The organism is Planosporangium mesophilum, from assembly GCF_016863255.1.
Classification (GTDB): Bacteria; Actinomycetota; Actinomycetes; order Mycobacteriales; family Micromonosporaceae; genus Planosporangium; species Planosporangium mesophilum.
The window spans coordinates 81449-100206 of sequence record NZ_BOON01000010.1; the positions used below are offsets into that span (position 1 = coordinate 81449).

An 18758-nucleotide genomic window follows, 5' to 3' on the forward strand; every position below is an offset into this window, starting at 1 on the left:
AGGCGAGGTCACCGCGGCGGGCCGTTCGGGTCACGACGGCGGGGTCGCCAGGTGGACCACCTTGGTCTGGGTCATCTCGTCGAGCAGTTCCGGACCGTAGCCGTACCCCTGGCCGCTGGCACGGCGGGGATGGGCGGCGCCGCCGGGCGCCCCGCCGAACACGTTGTTGACCTTCACGGTGCCGACGGGTAGCTCCCGCCAGGCTCGGGTGGCGTGCGCCAGGTCGCGGGTGAGGACGCTCGCGGCCAGGCCGTACTCGCCCTGGCAGGCCCGCTCGAGCGCCTCGTCGAACGTAGCGACCACCGCGACCGGGGCGACGGGCCCGAACGTCTCCTCCCGCAGTACCGCCATGTCGTCGGTGCAGTGGGTGAGCACGGTGGCCGGGTAGAACGAGCCGGGCCCCTCCGGTACCTCACCGCCGGTGAGCAGCTTCGCGCCCGCCGCGACCGCCTGCGCTACGTGCCCGTGTACGTGGTCGCGCATCCGCCGGTCGACCAGCGGCCCGAGCTGGGTCGCCGGCTCCGTTCCCGGCCCCGTCCGCAACGACCGCGCCCTGGCGACCAGGGCGGCGAGGAACGGCTCGGCGACGGCCTCGTGCACGTAGATCCGCTCCACCGCGACACAGATCTGTCCGGCGTTGGCGAACGCCCCGAGCGCCGCCTGCTCCGCCGCCCACTCAGGGTCGACGTCGGCGTCGATGATGAGCGGGTCGTTACCCCCGTTCTCCAGCAGCACCTTGGTACCGGTACCGGCACAGGCGCGGGCGATGGCCCGCCCGGTCGCGGTCGAACCGACATGGGCGACCACGTCGACCCCGGCGTCGACCAGTCGGGCGCCGACCTCGCCGTCGCCGAGCAACAGGGTGAGCACACCCTCGGGCAGGTGCTCGGACAGGATGCGTGCCAGCAGCCAGCCGGTGGCCGGGGTGCGCTCGCTCGGCTTGTACACCACGGTGTTCCCGGTGACCAGCGCCGCGCCGATCAGCCCGCAGGAGACGGCGACCGGGTCGTTCCACGGGGTGATCGCCGCGACGACGCCCCTCGACTCGTACACCATCAGGTCGGTGGCCCCCACTTCGCCGTTGAGCGACCGGCCCCGGTGCACCGGGCCCAGTTCGGCGTACTGCCGCAGCGTCCCCACGCCCGCGTCGACCCCGCCGCGGGCGTCGCCCAGCGGCTTGCCCATCTCCAGGGTGGTCAGCCGGGCCAGATCGTCGGCGCGGGCCGCGACCGCGTCGGCGGCCCGGTGTACGGCCGCCGCCCGCTCGCCCGCCGGGGTGCGCGCCCACGCTGCCGCGGCCGAGCGCGCCGCGCCGACCGCCGCGTCCACCGAGGCCGGCCTGGCCACCGGCACGGCGAAGAGCTCGCAGCCGTCGGCCGGATCGGAGATGGTGATGCGGCGGTCGGCTTCGACGGCGGTCCACTCCTCGTGGACGAGCCTTTCGATGTCGGTCATGGCGGGTAGTTGTCCCGATTCACGCGGTCGCAAACGCCGATGGGCTGGTCGTGACGGCGCGGCCGTTCACATCGGATGATCGGAATCACCGGCGCCACGAAGCCGGCGGCTGTCCACAGTGGCGGCTGGCGTACCCGCGGCCGCCGAGGCACCTGCTCGCACCACGGCGGCGTCGCCGTCCGGTACTGATCAGGCAGGCGTGCCGCGCAGCAGCCCGAGCATCTCCGGAAGGTCGAAGAAGGAGGCGGTGGCGATCGCCGACTGGCGGCCGGCGTCCGGGTCGGCACCCGCTGCCAGCAGCGTCGTCACGATCTCCCGGTTCTGGCGGAACACCCCGGCGCCCAGCGCCGTCTGGCCCCGGTCGTTGACGCGGTTCACGTCAGCCCCCCGCTGTACCAGGGCGGCGACGGTGTCGGGGTGGGCGTGGTAGGCCGCGAGGATCAGCAGGGTGTCGCCGCTGTCGTTCGTGAGGTTGACCGGCAGACCGGCGTCGACCTGCGCGGCGAGTTCTTCGGTGTGCCCGGAGCGGGCCAGGTCGAACATGCGGTGCGCGAACGCGAGGGTTGCCTCGTCCAGCTGCTCAGTCACCCGTTCAGCTTATGCCTTAGGGTGCCCTAACGCGCCATCGCCAGAGCGCGGATCTCCCCGATCGGCGAGGCTCGCCTCGCGTAGCTTGGCGAACTCGGACGCCAGCGCGTCGAGCGAGTAGTGCGCGTTCAGGCCGCTCGGGTTCGGCAGGACCCACACCGGCGTTCCGCCGATCCGCGCCGGCTGCGGCCCGACCTTCGCCCGGCGGTCGCCGAACGCCACCCGGTACGCGCCGGTCCCCAGTACGGCGAGACAGCGTGGCCGGTATTCGCGGACCTTCGCCTCCAGCGCCGCGCCGCCGGTGACCAGTTCCTCGGAGGTCAGCTCGTCGGCCCGGGCCGAACCCCGCTCGACCAGGTTGGTGATGCCCAACCCGTACCCGAGCAGCTGTTCCTGCTCGTCGGGGCGTAGTTGGTGCGGCGTGAAGCCGCCCCGGTGCAGGGCCGGCCAGAACCGGTTGCCGGGCCGGGCGAAGTGGTGCCCGGTCGCGGCCGACCACAGTCCGGGGTTGATGCCGCAGAACAGGACGTCAAGGTCCGGGGCGATGACGTCGGGGATCACCCGCCCGGCTGCGGCGGCGAGGTCGGCGGGGGAGGGGCGGCTCGGCACGCCGGCAACCCTGCCACACCCCGGCGGCCGTGGACACCCAGCGGCGCCGGGTGGCCACGGCCGAGAGCTAGGCGACGACCGTCTCGACCGGGCGTTCGTGGAACCGGTGTGCGGCGAGGGCCTTCATGAACGCCGCCACGAACTCGTCGGTCGGCGCACCGGACTCCGCGCGGGCGATCACGCCGGCGGCCGCCCCGTTGCCGTTGATCCCGTTGGCGAACGGCGGCAGGTGGGCGGTCTCGAACAGCGTGGTACCCGCACCGAGCGCGGCCAGGGGCTTCGCGTGCTTGTACGCCTCGGCGACGAAGTGCAGCGCGTACGCGTTGGTGCGGAGCTTCTCCACGGCGTCCGCCCCGTCCGGTACCACTACGGCGTCGTAGAGCACCGAGGCGACGGTGCTCATCGCCCGGTCCACGGCCAGCGGCGAGCCGTCCGCCGTCCGGACCTCCCCGTCCGCCGGTGCGAGCAGCTCACCCACCGCGTCCTCCCGTTCGAGGGCCTCGTGCAGCACCATCACGCTCGCCCGGTCGACCCCGTCGGCGACCAGGAACGCCACCTTGCGCCCCTTGATCCCGTTGTCCCCGGTCTTGTTGGTCTGGCTGAGCGCCGGTGAGCTGCGGCCGTGGTTGTCGACTGCCTTGGCCGGCTCGGCCACCCCGATGCCGGCGGCGACGGCGACGGCCAGGTCGTGGTCGACGTGGGTGAGGTGGTCGACGACCCGTTCCCGGATGTAGCGGCGGGCCACCTTGCCCAGCTCGAAGCGGTACGCCTCGACGATGTGCTTCTTCTCCCAGGGCGACATGCTGTTCCAGAACAGGGTCGCCTGGCTGTAGTGGTCGGCGAAGCTCTCCGGGCGCCGGCGCAGCTTGGGCCCCTCCTCGTGCTCGGGGTAGTGCACGTACCCGTTCTCGCCGAGCGGCTTCGGGTAGCCGTCGGTGATCGAGTTGGGCACGTAGTTGGCCTGCCGCAGCGGTACCTCGTCGTAGTGGAACCCGTCCTGCTCGGTGTGGCGCACGGGCACGATCGGCCGGTTGATCGGGATCGAGGCGAAGTTCGGGCCACCCAGGCGGGTCAGCTGCGTGTCGAGGTACGAGAAGAGCCGCGCCTGCATCAGCGGGTCGTCGGTGAAGCCGATCCCCGGCACCACGTTCTGCACGCAGAACGCCACCTGCTCGGTCTCGGCGAAGAAGTTGTCCGGGTTGCGGTTGAGCACCAGCCGCCCGACCGGCCGTACCGGTACCTCCTCCTCCGGTACGATCTTGGTCGGGTCGAGCAGGTCGAAGTCGAACCGGTCCGCGTCGCTCTCCGGGATGAGCTGCACCCCGAACTCGTACTCGGGGAACTGGCCGGCCTCGATCAGGTCCCACAGGTCGCGGCGGTTGAAGTCCGGATCATGCCCGGCGATCTCCTGCGCCTCGTCCCAGACCAGCGAGTTGACGCCGGACTTCGGGGTCCAGTGGAACTTGACGAAGGTGGACCGGCCGTCGTCGTTGATGAGCCGGAAGGTGTGTACGCCGAAGCCCTGCATCATCGCGAAGCTGCGGGGGATGGCCCGGTCGGACATCAGCCACATCACGGTGTGCATGGTCTCCGGCTGCAGCGACACGAAGTCCCAGAACGTGTCGTGCGCCGAGGCGCCGGTCGGGATCTCGTTGTGCGGTTCCGGCTTGACCGCGTGGATCACGTCGGGGAACTTGATGCCGTCCTGGATGAAGAAGACCGGGAAGTTGTTGGCGACCAGGTCGAAGTTGCCCTGGGAGGTGTAGAACTTCGTGGCGAAGCCCCGGACGTCGCGGACGGTGTCCGGCGAGCCGCGCGAGCCCTGCACGGTCGAGAAGCGGACGAAGACCGGCGTCTCCGCCACCGGATCACGGAGGAACTCCGCCCTCGTGTACTCGGCCAGCGAGTCGTCGTACACCTGGAAGTAGCCGTGCGCCCCGGAGCCGCGGGCGTGTACGACCCGTTCCGGGATGCGCTCGTGGTCGAACCGGGTGACCTTCTCCCGGAGGTGGAAGTCTTCCAGGAGGCTCGCCCCGCGCTCGCCGACCTTGAGTGAGTTGTCGGTGTCCTCGACCGGGATGCCCTGGTCGGTCGTCATGTGACTGTCCCGCCGGTCGACCCGGTGCGCGTCGAGTTGCCGTTCCTTGACCGACTGGGGCCTGGTGTCGTCGCGGCGCTGGGTTGTCATGGCCGGCCTCCTCGGTTGGCTCGGAAACGCGGGACGGCTCGGAAACGCCGGATGGCTCGGAGACGCGTCTGGCGACTACTACCGCAAATGGAACCCTTCAACCCCAGGGGCAGTCCGAGATCGGCAAACTGGCGTGTCGGATGCCGATGAGCGGGTAGACCACCGGGCGGTAACGCGGAGGTGGGTCCCGTGCCAGCTCACGACGGCACAGCAGAGCGGGGGGAACGCGACGGTCCGGACCGGGTGGCGGAGACCACCCTCCCGGCGAGCGACCCCGCACTGTCCGATACCGATCAGGTCGAGGTGAAGCGGGCCGCCGAGGCCGAGGCGCGGGCGCTACGCCGGGAACAGCCCCCGCCCGAACTGGGGCCGCCCGGTCCGCCGATCAACCGGCGCTCCCCGTACGTGGTCGGCCTGCTCGGCGCCGCCGGGGTGGCGACCACGTACATCATCCTCCAGTTCCTGTTCCGGGCCGGCGGGGTGATCGCGCTGATCGTGCTCGCGCTGTTCCTGGCGATAGGGCTCGACCCCGCGGTGCAGTGGCTGACGCGCCGGGGGCTGCCGCGCTGGGCCGCTGTGACCATCGTGAGTCTGGCCGTGGTCGGAGGGATCCTCGGGTTCTTCGCCGCGGCGATTCCACCGCTGGTGGCCCAGACCGAGCAGTTCGTCAAGGAGCTTCCGGCGTACTGGAAGCAGTTGAACAACCACAGCTCGACGCTGGGGCGGCTGGAGACCCACTACCACGTCCGCGAACACGTGACCCAGATGTTCAGCGCCGCCGGTGGCACCAAGCTGTTCGGCGGGCTGCTCGGCGCCGGCGTCATCGTGTTCGACGCTCTCGTCTCCGCGCTGACGCTGCTGGTGCTGACCGTCTACCTGCTGGCCGACATGCCCCGGATCCGCCGGCTGTTCTTCCGGCTGGTACCCGCGTCGCGGCGCCCGCGCGCGATCCTGCTCGGCGACGAGGCGTTCGCCAAGATCGGCGGGTACGTGCTGGGCAACCTGATCACCTCGTTGATCGCCGCCGCCCTAGCGTTCGCCTGGCTGGTCTTCTGGCACGTCCCGTACCCGCTGCTGCTGTCGCTCATGGTCGGGCTGTTCGACCTGATTCCGGTGGTCGGCGCGGTCACCGCGGGAATCATCGTCACGCTCGTGTCGCTGATCGTCTCGGTACCGGTCGCGATCGCCACGGCCGTCTACTTCGTCGTCTACAAGCACGCCGAGGACTACCTCCTGGTGCCCCGGATCATCGGGCGCACCGTCGACGTGCCCGCGACCGCCACCCTGGTCGCCGTGCTGATCGGCGGTGCCGCTCTCGGCATCGTCGGTGCCCTGATCGCCATTCCGATCGCGGCGGTCGTCCGGCTGGTCCTCCACGAGATCGTCTTCCCTCGGCTCGACCGCACCTGAGCACCGGTTTGCGTCCCGTACCCGCCGGGTAGGTCCGGCGACCCGAAGGTCCGCGAGGGGAGGCCCGAGTGACGACTGTTGTCGGCATCAACCGCACCCAGGACGCGTCCATCGCCCTGGTCAGCGGCGGGTCGGCCGTGTACAGCCTCCAGAAGGAGCGGCTGTCCCGCCGCAAGCACCACTGGGGGCGCCGGGGCGACCTGCGCAGCCTGTACGCGCCGGCGCTGCCGCGCCTGCGGGAGCCCGTCGACCTCGTCGTCGAGTGCTGGTCGTCCGACGACGAGGTCGAACACCTGCCCGCCTACCGCGAGGAGCTCGTCCGGACCGTGCCGTTCCGCGACGGGGTACGGGTGGCCACGGTGTCGCACCACCTCGCGCACCTGTACAGCGCCTTCTATCCGTCCGGGTTCGAGCGGGCCGCCGTCATGGTGGTGGACGCCCAGGGCAGCCGGGTCAAGGACATCACCGAGCCCTTCCCGTCCGTCGACGCCACCCCGGAGCTGCTGGAGGTCGCGTCGTTCTACACCTGCGAGCGGGGGCGGGTCGAGTGCGTCGGCAAGCACCTCTGGCACGGCCGCTGGGCCGAACCGGCCGGGCTCGGCTGCTTCTACTACCTGTTGACGCGGACCATCTTCCCGGCGGGCGAGGGCAACGAGGGCAAGGTGATGGGCCTGGCACCGTTCGGCCGCCCGTACGCGCTGGGCCTGCCCGACCTGGAGATCGACGAGTACCGGGTCGCCATCCCGCACGAGTGGATGGAGCTGTTCGCCCAGCGCGACCGGTTCGCGTTCCTCCAGGAGGGGACCGGGTCGTTCGACGACTGTGCGGACCTGGCGGCGGCGGGGCAGCGCGCGTTCGAGACCGCGGTGCTGCGGGCCGCGGAATGGCTGCACGGCGAGACCGGCGCGGCCAACCTCTGCTTCGCCGGCGGGACCGCGCTGAACTGTTCGGCCAACGGCCGGCTGCTGCGGGAGAGCCGGTTCGGCGACCTGTTCATCCCACCCAGCCCCCACGACGGCGGTACCGCGCTCGGCTCCGCCCTGTACGGGATGATCGACTGTCTCGGCGGCGCCAGCGGCTTCCGCTGGGCCAACGACTTCCTGGGCCCGGACCCCGACGCCGCTGCGGTACGGCGGGCGGTGCGGGCCGCGCCCCCGGAGCTGGTCGTCGAGGAGCCGGCGGACCTGGTCGACCGGATCGTGGACCTGCTCGACTCCGGCCGGGTGGTCGGGCTGCACCAGGGCCGCAGCGAGTCGGGGCCGCGGGCGCTGGGCAACCGGAGCATCATCGCCGACGCCCGCCACCCCGACATGCGGGACTTCATCAACGCGCAGGTCAAGGGTCGGGAGTGGTTCCGCCCGCTGGCCCCTGTCGTGCTGGCCGACGCCGCCAGCACGATCTTCGACGTGGACCGGCCGGCCCCGTTCATGCAGTACGCCGCCGACGTCCGCCCGCAGTACCGCACGGCGCTGCCGGCGATCACGCACGTGGACGGGACGGCGCGGCTCCAGACCGTGGACGCCACGAACACCCCCTTCCTGTACGCGCTGCTGCGGGCCTTCGCCGCGCGTACCGGCTGTCCGGTGCTGCTCAACACCTCCCTCAACGGCAAGGGCGACCCGCTGGCCGAGACGCCGCAGGACGCCCTGGCGTGCCTGCGGGGGACCGCCATGCACGCCCTGGCCATGCCGCCGTTCCTCATCCGCAAACGGGTGGAGCCGCCGACGCCATGACGGACGCCGTCGAGATCACCTGCCTGGGGCACGCGACGTTCCGGTTCGTCACCCCCGAGTCGAAGGTGGTCCTGGTCGACCCGTGGACCTACGGCAATCCGCTCTGCCCGGACGACGCCAAGGACGTGGGCGAGGTCGACCTCATCCTGATCACGCACGGCCACCACGACCACCTCGGTGACGTGTTCCGGGTCGCCGGGCGCGGGACACCGAAGATCGTCGCCGTGGCGGAGCTGGGTAACTGGCTGAGCGCCAAGGGGCTCAGGAACATCCGCACCATGAACGTCGGCGGCATCGTCACCCTGGAGGGGGTACGGATCACCATGACGCCGGCCGAGCACAGCTCGAGCGTGGACGCCGACCCCGGGGCGTACGTCGGCGTCGCCGCCGGCTTCGTCCTCGAGTTCTCCGACGGCAGCCGGATCTACCACGCCGGGGACACCGCCGCGTTCCCCGGCATGGAGCTGATCTCCGAGGTGTACCGGCCGGAGTTGGCCCTGCTGCCGATGGGCGACCACCACACCATGGGCCCGGCGGAGGCCGCGGTCGCCACCCGCCTGCTCGGGGTCGACCGGGTGGCGCCCATGCACTACGGCATCGCGCCCGGGTCGCAGGCCGTGCCGGCCCGGTTCCGCGAGGCCCTGGACGGGATCGGGCTGACCGGCGTCGAGATGATCGAGATGCGTCCGGGGCAGCGTCTGTCATGGGGGTGACCCATCGGCCAGCCGCTCGACCACGTTCCGGGTGATCTGTTCGACCACCGGCGACCGCCCGCTGCCCAGCAGCCGGGCCCAGTCGGTGGTGGCGGCGGTGAAGACGGTCCCGTTGCCGCCGTGCAGCCCCATGGTGGCCGCCCGGTTCCCGCGCCCCCACCCGCTGCCGCTCACGTCCCCGACGCCGAGGATGGTGAAGTCCTCCGGGGTACCGTCGTCGCCGGTCGGCCGTACCGGCAGGCCGCGCCGCAGCCGTCCCCGGTCGAAGTGCGCCCCGTCGCACTCGTACCCGACGAGGTACTCGTCCGGCCGGTCGCCGAAGGTGTCCCCGTCGCGCAGACCGGTGCCCTCGTACACCCAGTGGTCGGTGTGCTGGGCCCGGTAGCCCACCGGGACCGGGTGGCGGTCGCCGTCGCGCTCCCCGCCGTTGCGGAAGCTGACGCCCGTCAGCGAGTTCTCCGGGTCCGGTACGTCGCACCAGAAGCTCTCCCGGCGGAAGCTGGTGTCGTCGTCGAACGTGATCCGCCACCAGCAGGTGTTGCCGCCGAAGAAGGCGACGTTGCCGCCGCCGCGCACGAAGCGCTCCACGTTGGCCCGCATGGCGTCGCTGTAGTACTCGTCGTGCCCGACGCTGAGCAGCAGCCGGTACCGGCGCAGCAGGTCGGCGCCGAACCGGTGGAGGTCGAGGTCGGTGCAGTAGTCGACGCGGTGTCCGGTGCGCTCCAGCCAGGCGATGAACGGCGCGTCCCAGTGCGCGAAGGTCTGGCGGGGGGTCGGGTCGTACGGGTCGACGTTCCCGATGTCCCAGGGCGTACCGCCCACACCGCCGCCGGGGCGGCGTACCGACACCGACGGCGGCACCGGTAGCGCCAGCTTGTCCAGCCCCGGCACGGTGTACAGCGACCAGCCGCCCCGTCGCGTCGCCGGCTCGTACGGCCGCGGGGTCACCTGGTTGTACGCGTGGTAGGTCAGCAGCGGCAGCTTGTACAGGATTCGGGCTTTGACACCGGGCGCCCGGACCACGAAGAGCGCCCTGGCATGGCGGGAGTCCGGACCGGGGACACCTCGCCCGTCATTCTCCACCAGGGACGCGAGGTAGACCCCCGGCGGCCAGTCACGGGCAACGGTGAACGGGTACGCCGGCCAGCCCGCTAGCTCCTCCCCGTGCAGGCCGATGCCGGACCGTCCCCAGTCCTGGTACGGGGGGTGCGGTGGCACGTGGCGCCCGGGCCACCACGGCGACCGCCCCTGCAACCGGACGCGGTCGCCCCAGCGGTGGAAGTCGACCCGGAACCGGGGCGCGTCCGTCGACACCCGCAGCGTGAGGCGGTCCCCGGCGACCACGGTGGGGTGGTCGGGGTACCCATAGATCATCGCGGCCCCGTGGAGTGCTGGTGACGACGCGTCGGCAGCGCCGCCCTACCCCCGTCGGCGGGGAAGATTCGGCGGCGCCACCGAATGCGTTCGGTGGCGCCGCCGTCTCGTCGTCACCAGCCGCGGGCGCGCCACTCCGGGATCGAGGGCCGCTCCTTGCCGAGCGTGCTGTCGTTGCCGTGCCCCGGGTAGAACCAGGTGTCGTCGGGCAGCCGGCCGAAGATCTTGTTCTCCAGGTCGGTCATGAGCGAGTCGAAGTCCTGCGGGTTGGTGGTGCGTCCGGGGCCGCCCGGGAACAGCGAGTCTCCGGTGAACAGGTGCGGGTGCCCGCCCGGGTCGCGGTAGAGCAGCGCGACCGACCCGGGTGTGTGGCCGACGAGGTGGATGACCTCCAGCTCGGCGTCTCCCACCCGTACCCTGTCGCCGTCGGTCAGCGTCTGCGTCACGACCGGGATCTCCGGCGCGTCCGCCTCGTGCGCCAGCGACTCGGCGCCGGTGATCCCCGCGACGTCCACCAGGCCCTGCCAGTGGTCGCCGTGCCGGTGCGTGGTGACCACGGTGGACAGCCCGCCCGCGCCGAGCAGCGACAGCAGCCGGTCGGGCTCGTTGGCCGCGTCGATCAGCAACTGCTCACCCGCGCTGCGCAGCAGGTACGCGTTGTTGTCCATCGGGCCGACGGACACCTTGACGATTGTCAGCTCGGCGAGTTCCCGGACGTCCGGCGGACCGCCGGGTGAGACCTGACCGGTGTACGTCACGTGCGCATCCTCATTTCCAGATCGGTACGGTCGGCAGCGGCCCCGGGGGCGTGACCGTGAGGTCGGCGCCGTCCGAGCGGCCGCTGAGCCAGGAGGCGATCGCGTGCCCGGTCCCGTTCACGGTCACGGTGGGATCGGCTCCGATGGTCAACTCGTGATCGAGGTCGGCGGCGTGCAGCCGCACCGGGGCCACCGAGTCGGCGAGGTCGGCGGCCAGGTCGTGCAGCAGCCGGTGCACGAAGGCGTCCGGCCAGTCCGCGGGGCGGTACCCGGCATCCAGGTCGACGTGGTGGATCTCCACCTCGCACAGCCGGGCCCAGGGGATGTAGGCGGCGGGCCTGGTGTGGCCGCCGCGCCAGCGTACGGATGCGGTCCACGCCACCGGCGGCATCTGCGCCACCGCTTCGTCCAGGCGCTCCGCCGACGCGCTCAGGTCGGCGACGTGCTCGGCGATCGGGCGGCCGGCGCCGGCCTGGATGGCCTCCTCGCGCGCCTGGTCGCTGGGGTACATCGGGGTCTCGACACCGGTACGGGCGCCGGTCAGCAGGTTGACGCAGGCCTCGGCGTTGCGCGCGAGGTGGGTCAGCAGGTGCCCGCGGGTCCAGCCGGGCAGCAGCGAGGGCTCCCCGACGGCGGCGTCGTCGAGCTTGCGCACCGTCGCGAGCAGCCGGGCCGTTGCCCGGTCGACCTCGGGGAGGAGTACGAGCGGGTCGGCGGTCATCTCCACACTGTAAGCCGCCCCGGTCGGGCGCTCTCGACGACCGTCGCCGCCCGCGATATTCGGTTTCGCTCGGCCCGGCCGGCACCTACCGTCGGTGGCGAACGCGTTCATCGTCCCACCGGACGGGGCATCACGCCCCGCCTCGTCCGGGCACCGGCAAAGCCATGACAGACAGGAAAGACGATGACGTTCGACCTGCGGTCCCTCGGTTGGGACCCGTACTTCGCGGGCGCCTACGCCGCCTACGACCGCCGAGGCCGGCGGCCGGCCAGAGTTCTGCGGGTCGATCGTGGCGTCTGTACCGTCCTGGGCGATTCCGGCGCGGCCCGCGCCAGCCTGGCCGGCTCGATCCTCGCCGCCGCGGCGGCCGACCCGGTCGTGCTCCCGTGCGCGGGCGACTGGGTGGTCGTACACACCTGGCCCGACCGGCGGTTGACCGTCGAGTCGGTGCTTCCCCGGCGCACCGCCGTGGTCCGGGCCAGCGCCGGGGCCGCCTCCCACGCCCAGGTGCTGGCCGCCAACCTCGACGTGGCGGCCGTCGTCGAGCCGCTCGACCCGGAGCCCGACCCCGGTCGGATGGAGCGGCTGCTCGCCCTCGCGTACTCGTCCGGCGCCCGGCCGATCGTGATCGCGACGAAGGCCGACCTCGTGCCGCGCCCCGACGACGTGGTGGCGCAGCTCGCGGCGGTCGCCCCGGGCGTACCCGTGCACGCGGTCAGCGCGCGTACCGGTGACGGCGTGGCGCAGCTGCGGTCGTACCTGCCGGAGGGCGGCACGCTCGGCCTGCTCGGCCCCTCGGGGGCGGGCAAGTCGAGCCTGGTCAACGCGCTCGCCGGGACGACGGTCCTGACGACGCAGGCGCTGCGCGCCGACGGACGGGGCCGGCACACCACCACCTTCCGTACCTTGATCCCGCTGCCGGGCGGGGGTGTGGTGATCGATACACCGGGGATACGCGCGGTCGGCATGATCGGCGGTGACTCCGTCCCGGGCTCCGGTCTCGGGGGCGGCTTCGGCCTCGACCGCGCCTTCGCCGATGTGGCGGCCCTGGCCGCGCGGTGCCGGTTCGGCGACTGCCGGCACGACGCCGAGCCGGACTGCGGCGTCCGCGCCGCGATCGAGGTCGGTGAGCTGGCGCCGCGCCGGTTGGCGAGCTGGCGCAAGCTGATGCGGGAGCAGTCGGCCGAGAGCCGGCGCCGGCAGGACCGGCTGGCGGCCGAGGCCGGGGCGAGCTGGGCGTGGGTGCCGAAGCAGGAGCGACGCGGCCGGGCCCGCCCGTAGGTCGCCGCCCCGAGATCCGCACAGATCCCGGGCGCACGCCTTCTCAGGGCCGGGGTTCAGTCGGACGGGTGGTCAGTACCCTGGTGGACAGCGGCTGGCCGGCGTGAGACGGAAATTGTCATACCCCGCGGCTACAGTTGCTGCGGCATCCGGATGGGTGTCAATCGGGACAGATCAACTACTGATGGGCGGGCTGTGGCCGACCGACTGATCATTCGCGGAGCGCGGGAGCACAACCTGCGCGATGTCAGCCTTGAGCTTCCTCGGGACGCACTGATCGTCTTCACCGGGCTCTCCGGCTCGGGCAAGTCCAGCCTTGCCTTCGACACGATCTTCGCCGAGGGCCAGCGCCGCTACGTCGAGTCGCTGTCGTCGTACGCCCGGCAGTTCCTCGGGCAGATGGACAAGCCCGACGTGGACTTCATCGAGGGCCTCAGCCCGGCGGTCTCGATCGACCAGAAGTCGACCTCGCGCAACCCGCGCTCGACGGTCGGCACGATCACCGAGGTCTACGACTACCTGCGGCTGCTGTACGCCCGGGTGGGCGAGCCGCACTGCCCGGTCTGCGGCGAGGCGATCGCCAAGCAGACCCCGCAGCAGATCGTCGACCGGGTCCTGGCCATGGAGCAGGGCACCCGCTTCCAGGTACTCGCGCCGGTGGTGCGCGAGCGTAAGGGTGAGTACGTCGACCTCTTCGCGGAGCTGCAGTCCAAGGGCTTCGCGCGGGCCCGGGTCGACGGCGTGGTGTACCCGCTGACCGAGCCGCCGAAGCTCAAGAAGCAGGAGAAGCACACCATCGAGGTGGTCGTCGACCGCCTCGCCGTGAAGAGCAGCGCCAAGCAGCGGCTGACCGACTCGGTCGAGACCGCCCTCAAGCTCGCCGGCGGCGTGGTCATCCTGGAGTTCGTCGATCTCGCCGAGGACGACGAGCATCGCGAGCGGCGCTTCTCCGAGCACCTGGCGTGCCCCAACGAGCACCCGCTCGCCATCGACGACCTCGAGCCGCGCAGCTTCTCGTTCAACTCGCCGTTCGGCGCCTGCCCGGAGTGCACCGGTATCGGCACCAAGAAGGAGGTCGACCCGGAGCTGATCATCCCCGACCCGGAGCGCAGCCTCCGGGAAGGGGCGATCCAGCCCTGGTCGGGCGGCCACACCCTGGAGTACTTCCTGCGTCTGCTCGAAGCGCTCGGCTCCGAGCAGGGCTTCAGCCTCGACACGCCGTGGCGCGCGCTGTCCAGCCGCGCGCAGAAGGCGATCATGTACGGCTCCGACGACCAGGTGCACGTCCGCTACCGGAACAAGTACGGGCGGGAGCGCTCCTACTACACCGGCTTCGAGGGTGTGGTGCAGTGGATCGAGCGCCGGCACGGTGACACCGAGTCGGAGTGGTCGAGGGAGAAGTACGAGGGGTACATGCGCGACGTGCCGTGCGGCGCGTGCGGCGGTGCCCGGCTCAAGCCCGAGATCCTCGCGGTGACCCTCGATGGGCGCAGCATCGCCGAGCTGTGCGGCCTGTCGGTGGGCGAGGCCGCCGACATCCTCGGCAGGATGAAGCTGACCGGCCGGCAGAAGCTGATCGCCGAGCGGGTGCTCAAGGAGATCAACGCCCGGCTGCGCTTCCTGGTCGACGTCGGGCTCGACTATCTGTCGCTGGACCGGCCGGCCGGCAGCCTGTCGGGTGGCGAGGCGCAGCGCATCCGCCTGGCCACCCAGATCGGCTCCGGCCTCGTGGGCGTGCTCTACGTGCTGGACGAGCCCAGTATCGGGCTGCACCAGCGCGACAACCACCGGTTGATCGAGACCCTGGTCCGGCTGAAGAAGCTCGGCAACACCCTGATCGTCGTCGAGCACGACGAGGACACCATCCGTACCGCGGACTGGATCGTCGACATCGGCCCCGGCGCGGGCGAGCACGGCGGCAAGATCGTGCACAGCGGCGCCCTCGCCGACCTGCTGACCAACGAGGAGTCGCTGACCGGGGCGTACCTGTCGCGGCGGCGCGCCATCCCGACGCCGACGGTCCGCCGGCCGCGTACGACCGGCCGGGAGTTGACCGTGCACGGCGCGCGCGAGAACAACCTGCGCAACCTGACCGTGTCGTTCCCGCTGGGCCAGTTCGTCGCGGTCACCGGCGTCTCCGGCTCCGGTAAGTCGACGCTGGTCAACGACATCCTGCACGCCGTGCTCGCCAACCAGATCAACGGCGCCCGCATGGTCCCCGGCCGGCACACCCGGGTCACCGGTCTGGACGAGGTCGACAAGGTCGTCGGCGTGGACCAGTCGCCGATCGGGCGCACCCCCCGGTCGAACGCGGCCACGTACACCGGGGTCTTCGACCACATCCGGCGCCTGTTCGCCGAGACCACCGAGTCGAAGGTGCGCGGCTACGGCCCGGGACGGTTCTCGTTCAACGTCAAGGGCGGCCGGTGCGAGGCCTGCGCGGGTGACGGCACCATCAAGATCGAGATGAACTTCCTGCCCGACGTGTACGTGCCGTGCGAGGTGTGCAAGGGCGCCCGGTACAACCGGGAGACGCTCGAGGTCCACTACAAGGGCCGCACGATCTCCGAGGTGCTGGACATGCCGATCGAGGAGGCGGCCGAGTTCTTCGAGTCCATCCCGGCGATCCACCGCCACCTCAAGACGCTCGTCGACGTCGGCCTGGGGTACGTCCGGCTCGGCCAGCCCGCGCCGACGCTCTCCGGCGGTGAGGCCCAGCGTGTCAAGTTGGCCGCCGAGTTGCAGAAGCGCTCGACCGGCCGGACCGTGTACGTGTTGGACGAGCCGACCACCGGCCTGCACTTCGAGGACATCCGCAAGCTGCTGCTGGTCCTGGAGAGCCTGGTCGACAAGGGCAACACGGTCATCGTGATCGAGCACAACCTCGACGTGATCAAGACGGCCGACTGGCTGATCGACATGGGTCCGGAGGGTGGCCACCGGGGCGGCACCGTCGTCGCGATGGGTACGCCCGAGGAGGTCGCGGAGATCGCCGAGAGCCACACCGGTGCGTTCCTGCGCGAGGTGCTGGACCTCGACGGCCAGCCGACCGGCGGCAGCGCCCAGGAGCGCGCCGCCAAGGCCAACGGCTCCGGCCAGGCCCCGGCCCGGAAGGCGGCGGCGACCAAGGCGACCAAGGCGACCAAGGCGGCGGCGACCACGGCGACCAAGGTCGCCAAGGCGCCCGTCCGCAAGGCCACGAAGCGGGCGACCGCCGCGCGGTAAGGGGGCCCACCCCCGTACCGGGGTGGTCCCGGGTGGCCTCACTGATCTCCCCACAACGGCGACGGGGCCGTTGTGGAGGCGTGAGAGCCTGACGGCGGCCGCGTGCCCCGGTGAACCGGTCGGCACGCGGCTGCGTAGGTACGGACGACAGAGGCCCACCCGAGCATGAGGAGCAAGATGAGCGAAACCACCAGGCGTGGCGTCATCGCCGGTGCCGCCGGTGTCGGTGCGGCGGCTGTACTGGCCGCCTGCGGCAGCGACACCTCCAGCCCGGCTCCGAACACGGGCACCGACAGCAGCGGCGGCGCACCCAGCGCACCCGCCGCTTCTGGCCAGCAGCAGGGTGGCCAGCAGGCCGGCGCCGCGCTCGCGAAGACGAACGAGATCCCGGTCGGCGGTGGCAAGGTCATCGAGAGCCAGAAGCTCGTGGTGACCCAGCCGGTCGCCGGCGAGTACAAGGCGTTCACCGCCGTCTGCACCCACTCCGGCTGCCTGGTCACCACCGTCGCCAACGGAACCATCAACTGCCCGTGCCATGGCAGCAAGTTCTCGGCGGCCGACGGTTCGGTGAAGGGCGGCCCGGCGAAGGCACCGCTCGCGGCCAAGCCGGTCAACGTACAGGGTGACAGCATCGTCCTGGCCTGATCCCGGTCGCAGGGATCCCTGTCGCGGGCTGCCCGGCTCGCCTGCGGGAAGCCGGGCACCCGCAGACAGCGATCTTGACGTACCCGCGGGCTACGCTCACTAGCGTGCCGGATCCGTCCACTTACCGCCCCGCCCCGGGATCGATTCCCGAAGAGCCCGGTGTCTACCGGTTCCGTGACCCGTCCGGCCGGGTGATCTACGTCGGCAAGGCCAAGAGCCTGCGGCAGCGGCTCAACTCGTACTTCGCCGACGTCTGGACGCTGCACGCGCGTACCCAGCAGATGGTCACCACCGCGGCCTCCGTCGACTGGGTCACCGTCGGCACCGAGGTCGAGGCGCTCCAGCTCGAGTACGCCTGGATCAAGGAGTACGACCCGCGGTTCAACGTCCGCTACCGCGACGACAAGACCTACCCGTACCTCGCGGTGACCCTCGACGAGGAGTACCCGCGCCTGCAGGTGATGCGCGGGGCCAAGCGCAAGGGGGTGCGCTACTTCGGGCCCTACGCGCACGCCTGGGCCATCCGGGAGACCCTCGACCTGCTGCTGCGGGTCTTCCCGGCGCGTACCTGCAAGGCCGGCGTGTTCCAGCGGGCCAGCCGGATCGGGCGCCCGTGCCTGCTCGGGGACATCGGCAAGTGCTCGGCGCCGTGCGTGGACCGGGTCAGCGCCGACGAGCACCGCCAGATCGTGCTCGACTTCTGCGACTTCATGGCCGGCAGGACCGACTCGATGGTCAAGCGGCTGGAGCGCGAGATGCAGGCCGCCTCGGCAGAGTTGGAGTTCGAGCGGGCCGCCCGCCTGCGAGACGACCTGACGGCACTGCGCCGGGCGATGGAGAAGCAGGCCGTCGTCTTCGGCGACGGCACCGACGCCGACGTGGTGGCGTTCGCCGACGACCCGCTGGAGGCCGCGGTGCAGGTGTTCCACGTGCGTGGCGGCCGGGTGCGCGGCCAGCGGGGCTGGGTCGTGGAGAAGACCGAGGACCTCAGCCCCGGCGACCTCGTCCACCACTTCTGCTCGCAGGTGTACGGGGAGGAGAGCGAGACCGGTACGGGTGGCGGCGAGATCCCGCGTGAGCTGCTGGTACCGGAGCTACCCGCCGACGTCGACGCCCTCGCCGACTGGCTGTCCGGGCTGCGTGGCAGCCGGGTCACCATCCGGGTACCGCAGCGGGGCGACAAGAAGTCCCTCCAGGAGACCGTCGCGCGCAACGCGCAGCAGGCGCTGACCCAGCACAAGCTGCGCCGTGCCGGCGATCTGACCACCCGCAGCCGCGCCCTCGAGGAGATCGCCGACGCGCTCGGGTTGGACACCGCGCCGCTGCGGATCGAGTGCTACGACGTGTCCCAGATCCAGGGCACCGACGTGGTGGCGAGCATGGTCGTGTTCGAGGACGGGCTCGCGCGCAAGAGCGAGTACCGGCGGTTCGCGATCAACGGCGCCACCGACGACGTGTCGGCCATCTCGGAGGTGCTGCGCCGCCGGTTCAGCCGGTACAAGCAGGCGCTCGCCGAGTCGGCCGGTACGGAGGTGACCGTAGCGGAGCCGGTCGCCCCCGAGGCCGGGGCCCGCCCCGGCATCGATCCGGAGACCGGCCGGCCGCGCAAGTTCGCGTACCCGCCGCACCTGCTCGTGGTCGACGGCGGTCAGCCGCAGGTCAACGCGGCCGCCCGGGTGATGGCCGACCTCGGCGTCACCGATGTGGCGGTCTGCGGGCTGGCCAAGCGGCTCGAAGAGGTCTGGGTGCCCGACGACGAGTACCCGCTCGTACTGCCGCGTACCTCGGAGGGGCTCTACCTGCTCCAGCGGGTACGTGACGAGGCCCACCGCTTCGCCATCACGTACCACCGGCAGAAGCGCTCCAAGCGGATGACCGTGTCAGACCTGGACTCGGTGCCCGGCCTCGGCGACGTGCGCCGGAAGGCGCTGCTGCGCCACTTCGGCTCCGTCAAGCGGCTCAAGGCCGCGACGGTGGAGGAGATCGTCGAGGTGCCGGGGATCGGCCGGCGTACGGCGGACGCTATCCTCGTCGCGCTCGGCGCCCGGCCGGCCGGAG

At 71.6% G+C, this 18758-nt stretch carries 14 protein-coding genes; 7 read left to right on the forward strand and 7 right to left on the reverse strand.

Going from position 1 to position 18758, the window contains the following annotated elements; all coding sequences use genetic code 11:
- Positions 1 to 30: 30 nt before the first annotated feature.
- From Pme01_RS06340 to Pme01_RS06355, 4 genes are all read right to left on the reverse strand, one after another.
- Positions 31 to 1455 (reverse strand): aldehyde dehydrogenase family protein, encoded by a 1425-nt coding sequence (locus Pme01_RS06340; protein ID WP_168114758.1) that lies wholly within the window; start codon positions 1453 to 1455, stop codon positions 31 to 33.
- Positions 1456 to 1644: 189 nt separating this feature from the next.
- A complete protein-coding gene (locus Pme01_RS06345; protein WP_168114759.1) occupies positions 1645 to 2043 on the reverse strand; it encodes an ankyrin repeat domain-containing protein in 399 nt (132 codons plus the stop codon).
- Between the two features lie 9 nt (positions 2044 to 2052).
- Positions 2053 to 2652 carry a G/U mismatch-specific DNA glycosylase gene (gene mug, locus Pme01_RS06350; protein ID WP_168114760.1) on the reverse strand — a complete coding sequence of 200 codons (600 nt, stop codon included), beginning with the start codon at positions 2650 to 2652 and terminating at the stop codon, positions 2053 to 2055.
- Between the two features lie 67 nt (positions 2653 to 2719).
- Positions 2720 to 4840, reverse strand: a complete 2121-nt coding sequence (locus Pme01_RS06355) for a catalase (RefSeq protein WP_168114761.1) — start codon at positions 4838 to 4840, stop codon at positions 2720 to 2722.
- A gap of 189 nt (positions 4841 to 5029) precedes the next feature.
- Here Pme01_RS06355 and Pme01_RS06360 point away from each other — a divergent pair, with 189 nt between their 5' ends.
- The 3 genes from Pme01_RS06360 (at position 5030) to Pme01_RS06370 (ending at position 8696) form a co-directional block, all read left to right on the forward strand.
- A complete protein-coding gene (locus tag Pme01_RS06360) occupies positions 5030 to 6250 on the forward strand; it encodes an AI-2E family transporter (protein ID WP_168114762.1) in 1221 nt (406 codons plus the stop codon).
- Positions 6251 to 6318: 68 nt separating this feature from the next.
- Positions 6319 to 7983 carry a carbamoyltransferase family protein gene (locus Pme01_RS06365; RefSeq protein WP_168114763.1) on the forward strand — a complete coding sequence of 555 codons (1665 nt, stop codon included), beginning with the start codon at positions 6319 to 6321 and terminating at the stop codon, positions 7981 to 7983.
- On the forward strand, positions 7980 to 8696 hold the full coding sequence (locus Pme01_RS06370) for a metal-dependent hydrolase (protein ID WP_168114764.1): 717 nt from the start codon (positions 7980 to 7982) through the stop codon (positions 8694 to 8696). The genes Pme01_RS06365 and Pme01_RS06370 overlap by 4 nt, the downstream gene beginning before the upstream one ends.
- Here the strand turns inward: Pme01_RS06370 and Pme01_RS06375 are convergent.
- The 3 genes from Pme01_RS06375 to Pme01_RS06385 form a co-directional block, all read right to left on the reverse strand.
- Positions 8685 to 10070, reverse strand: coding sequence for a N,N-dimethylformamidase beta subunit family domain-containing protein (locus tag Pme01_RS06375; protein ID WP_168114765.1), 1386 nt, complete (start codon positions 10068 to 10070; stop codon positions 8685 to 8687). The genes Pme01_RS06370 and Pme01_RS06375 overlap by 12 nt on opposite strands.
- Positions 10071 to 10183: 113 nt before the next feature.
- Complete coding sequence (locus Pme01_RS06380) at positions 10184 to 10828, reverse strand: MBL fold metallo-hydrolase (protein WP_168114766.1); 645 nt, start codon at positions 10826 to 10828, stop codon at positions 10184 to 10186.
- A gap of 10 nt (positions 10829 to 10838) precedes the next feature.
- Complete coding sequence (locus tag Pme01_RS06385; protein ID WP_168114767.1) at positions 10839 to 11549, reverse strand: maleylpyruvate isomerase family mycothiol-dependent enzyme; 711 nt, start codon at positions 11547 to 11549, stop codon at positions 10839 to 10841.
- Between the two features lie 183 nt (positions 11550 to 11732).
- Between Pme01_RS06385 and rsgA the strand changes: the two genes are divergently transcribed.
- The 4 genes from rsgA to uvrC all read left to right on the forward strand — a co-directional run.
- Entirely contained in the window at positions 11733 to 12830 is a 1098-nt protein-coding gene (gene rsgA, locus Pme01_RS06390; RefSeq protein ID WP_168114768.1) for a ribosome small subunit-dependent GTPase A, read from the forward strand.
- Between the two features lie 195 nt (positions 12831 to 13025).
- Entirely contained in the window at positions 13026 to 16055 is a 3030-nt protein-coding gene (gene uvrA, locus Pme01_RS06395) for an excinuclease ABC subunit UvrA (protein WP_168114769.1), read from the forward strand.
- 177 nt (positions 16056 to 16232) lie between these two features.
- Positions 16233 to 16700 (forward strand): Rieske (2Fe-2S) protein, encoded by a 468-nt coding sequence (locus Pme01_RS06400; protein ID WP_168114770.1) that lies wholly within the window; start codon positions 16233 to 16235, stop codon positions 16698 to 16700.
- Positions 16701 to 16804: 104 nt separating this feature from the next.
- The coding region (gene uvrC, locus Pme01_RS06405; protein ID WP_203935465.1) for an excinuclease ABC subunit UvrC at positions 16805 to 18758 on the forward strand (1954 nt) is incomplete at its 3' end.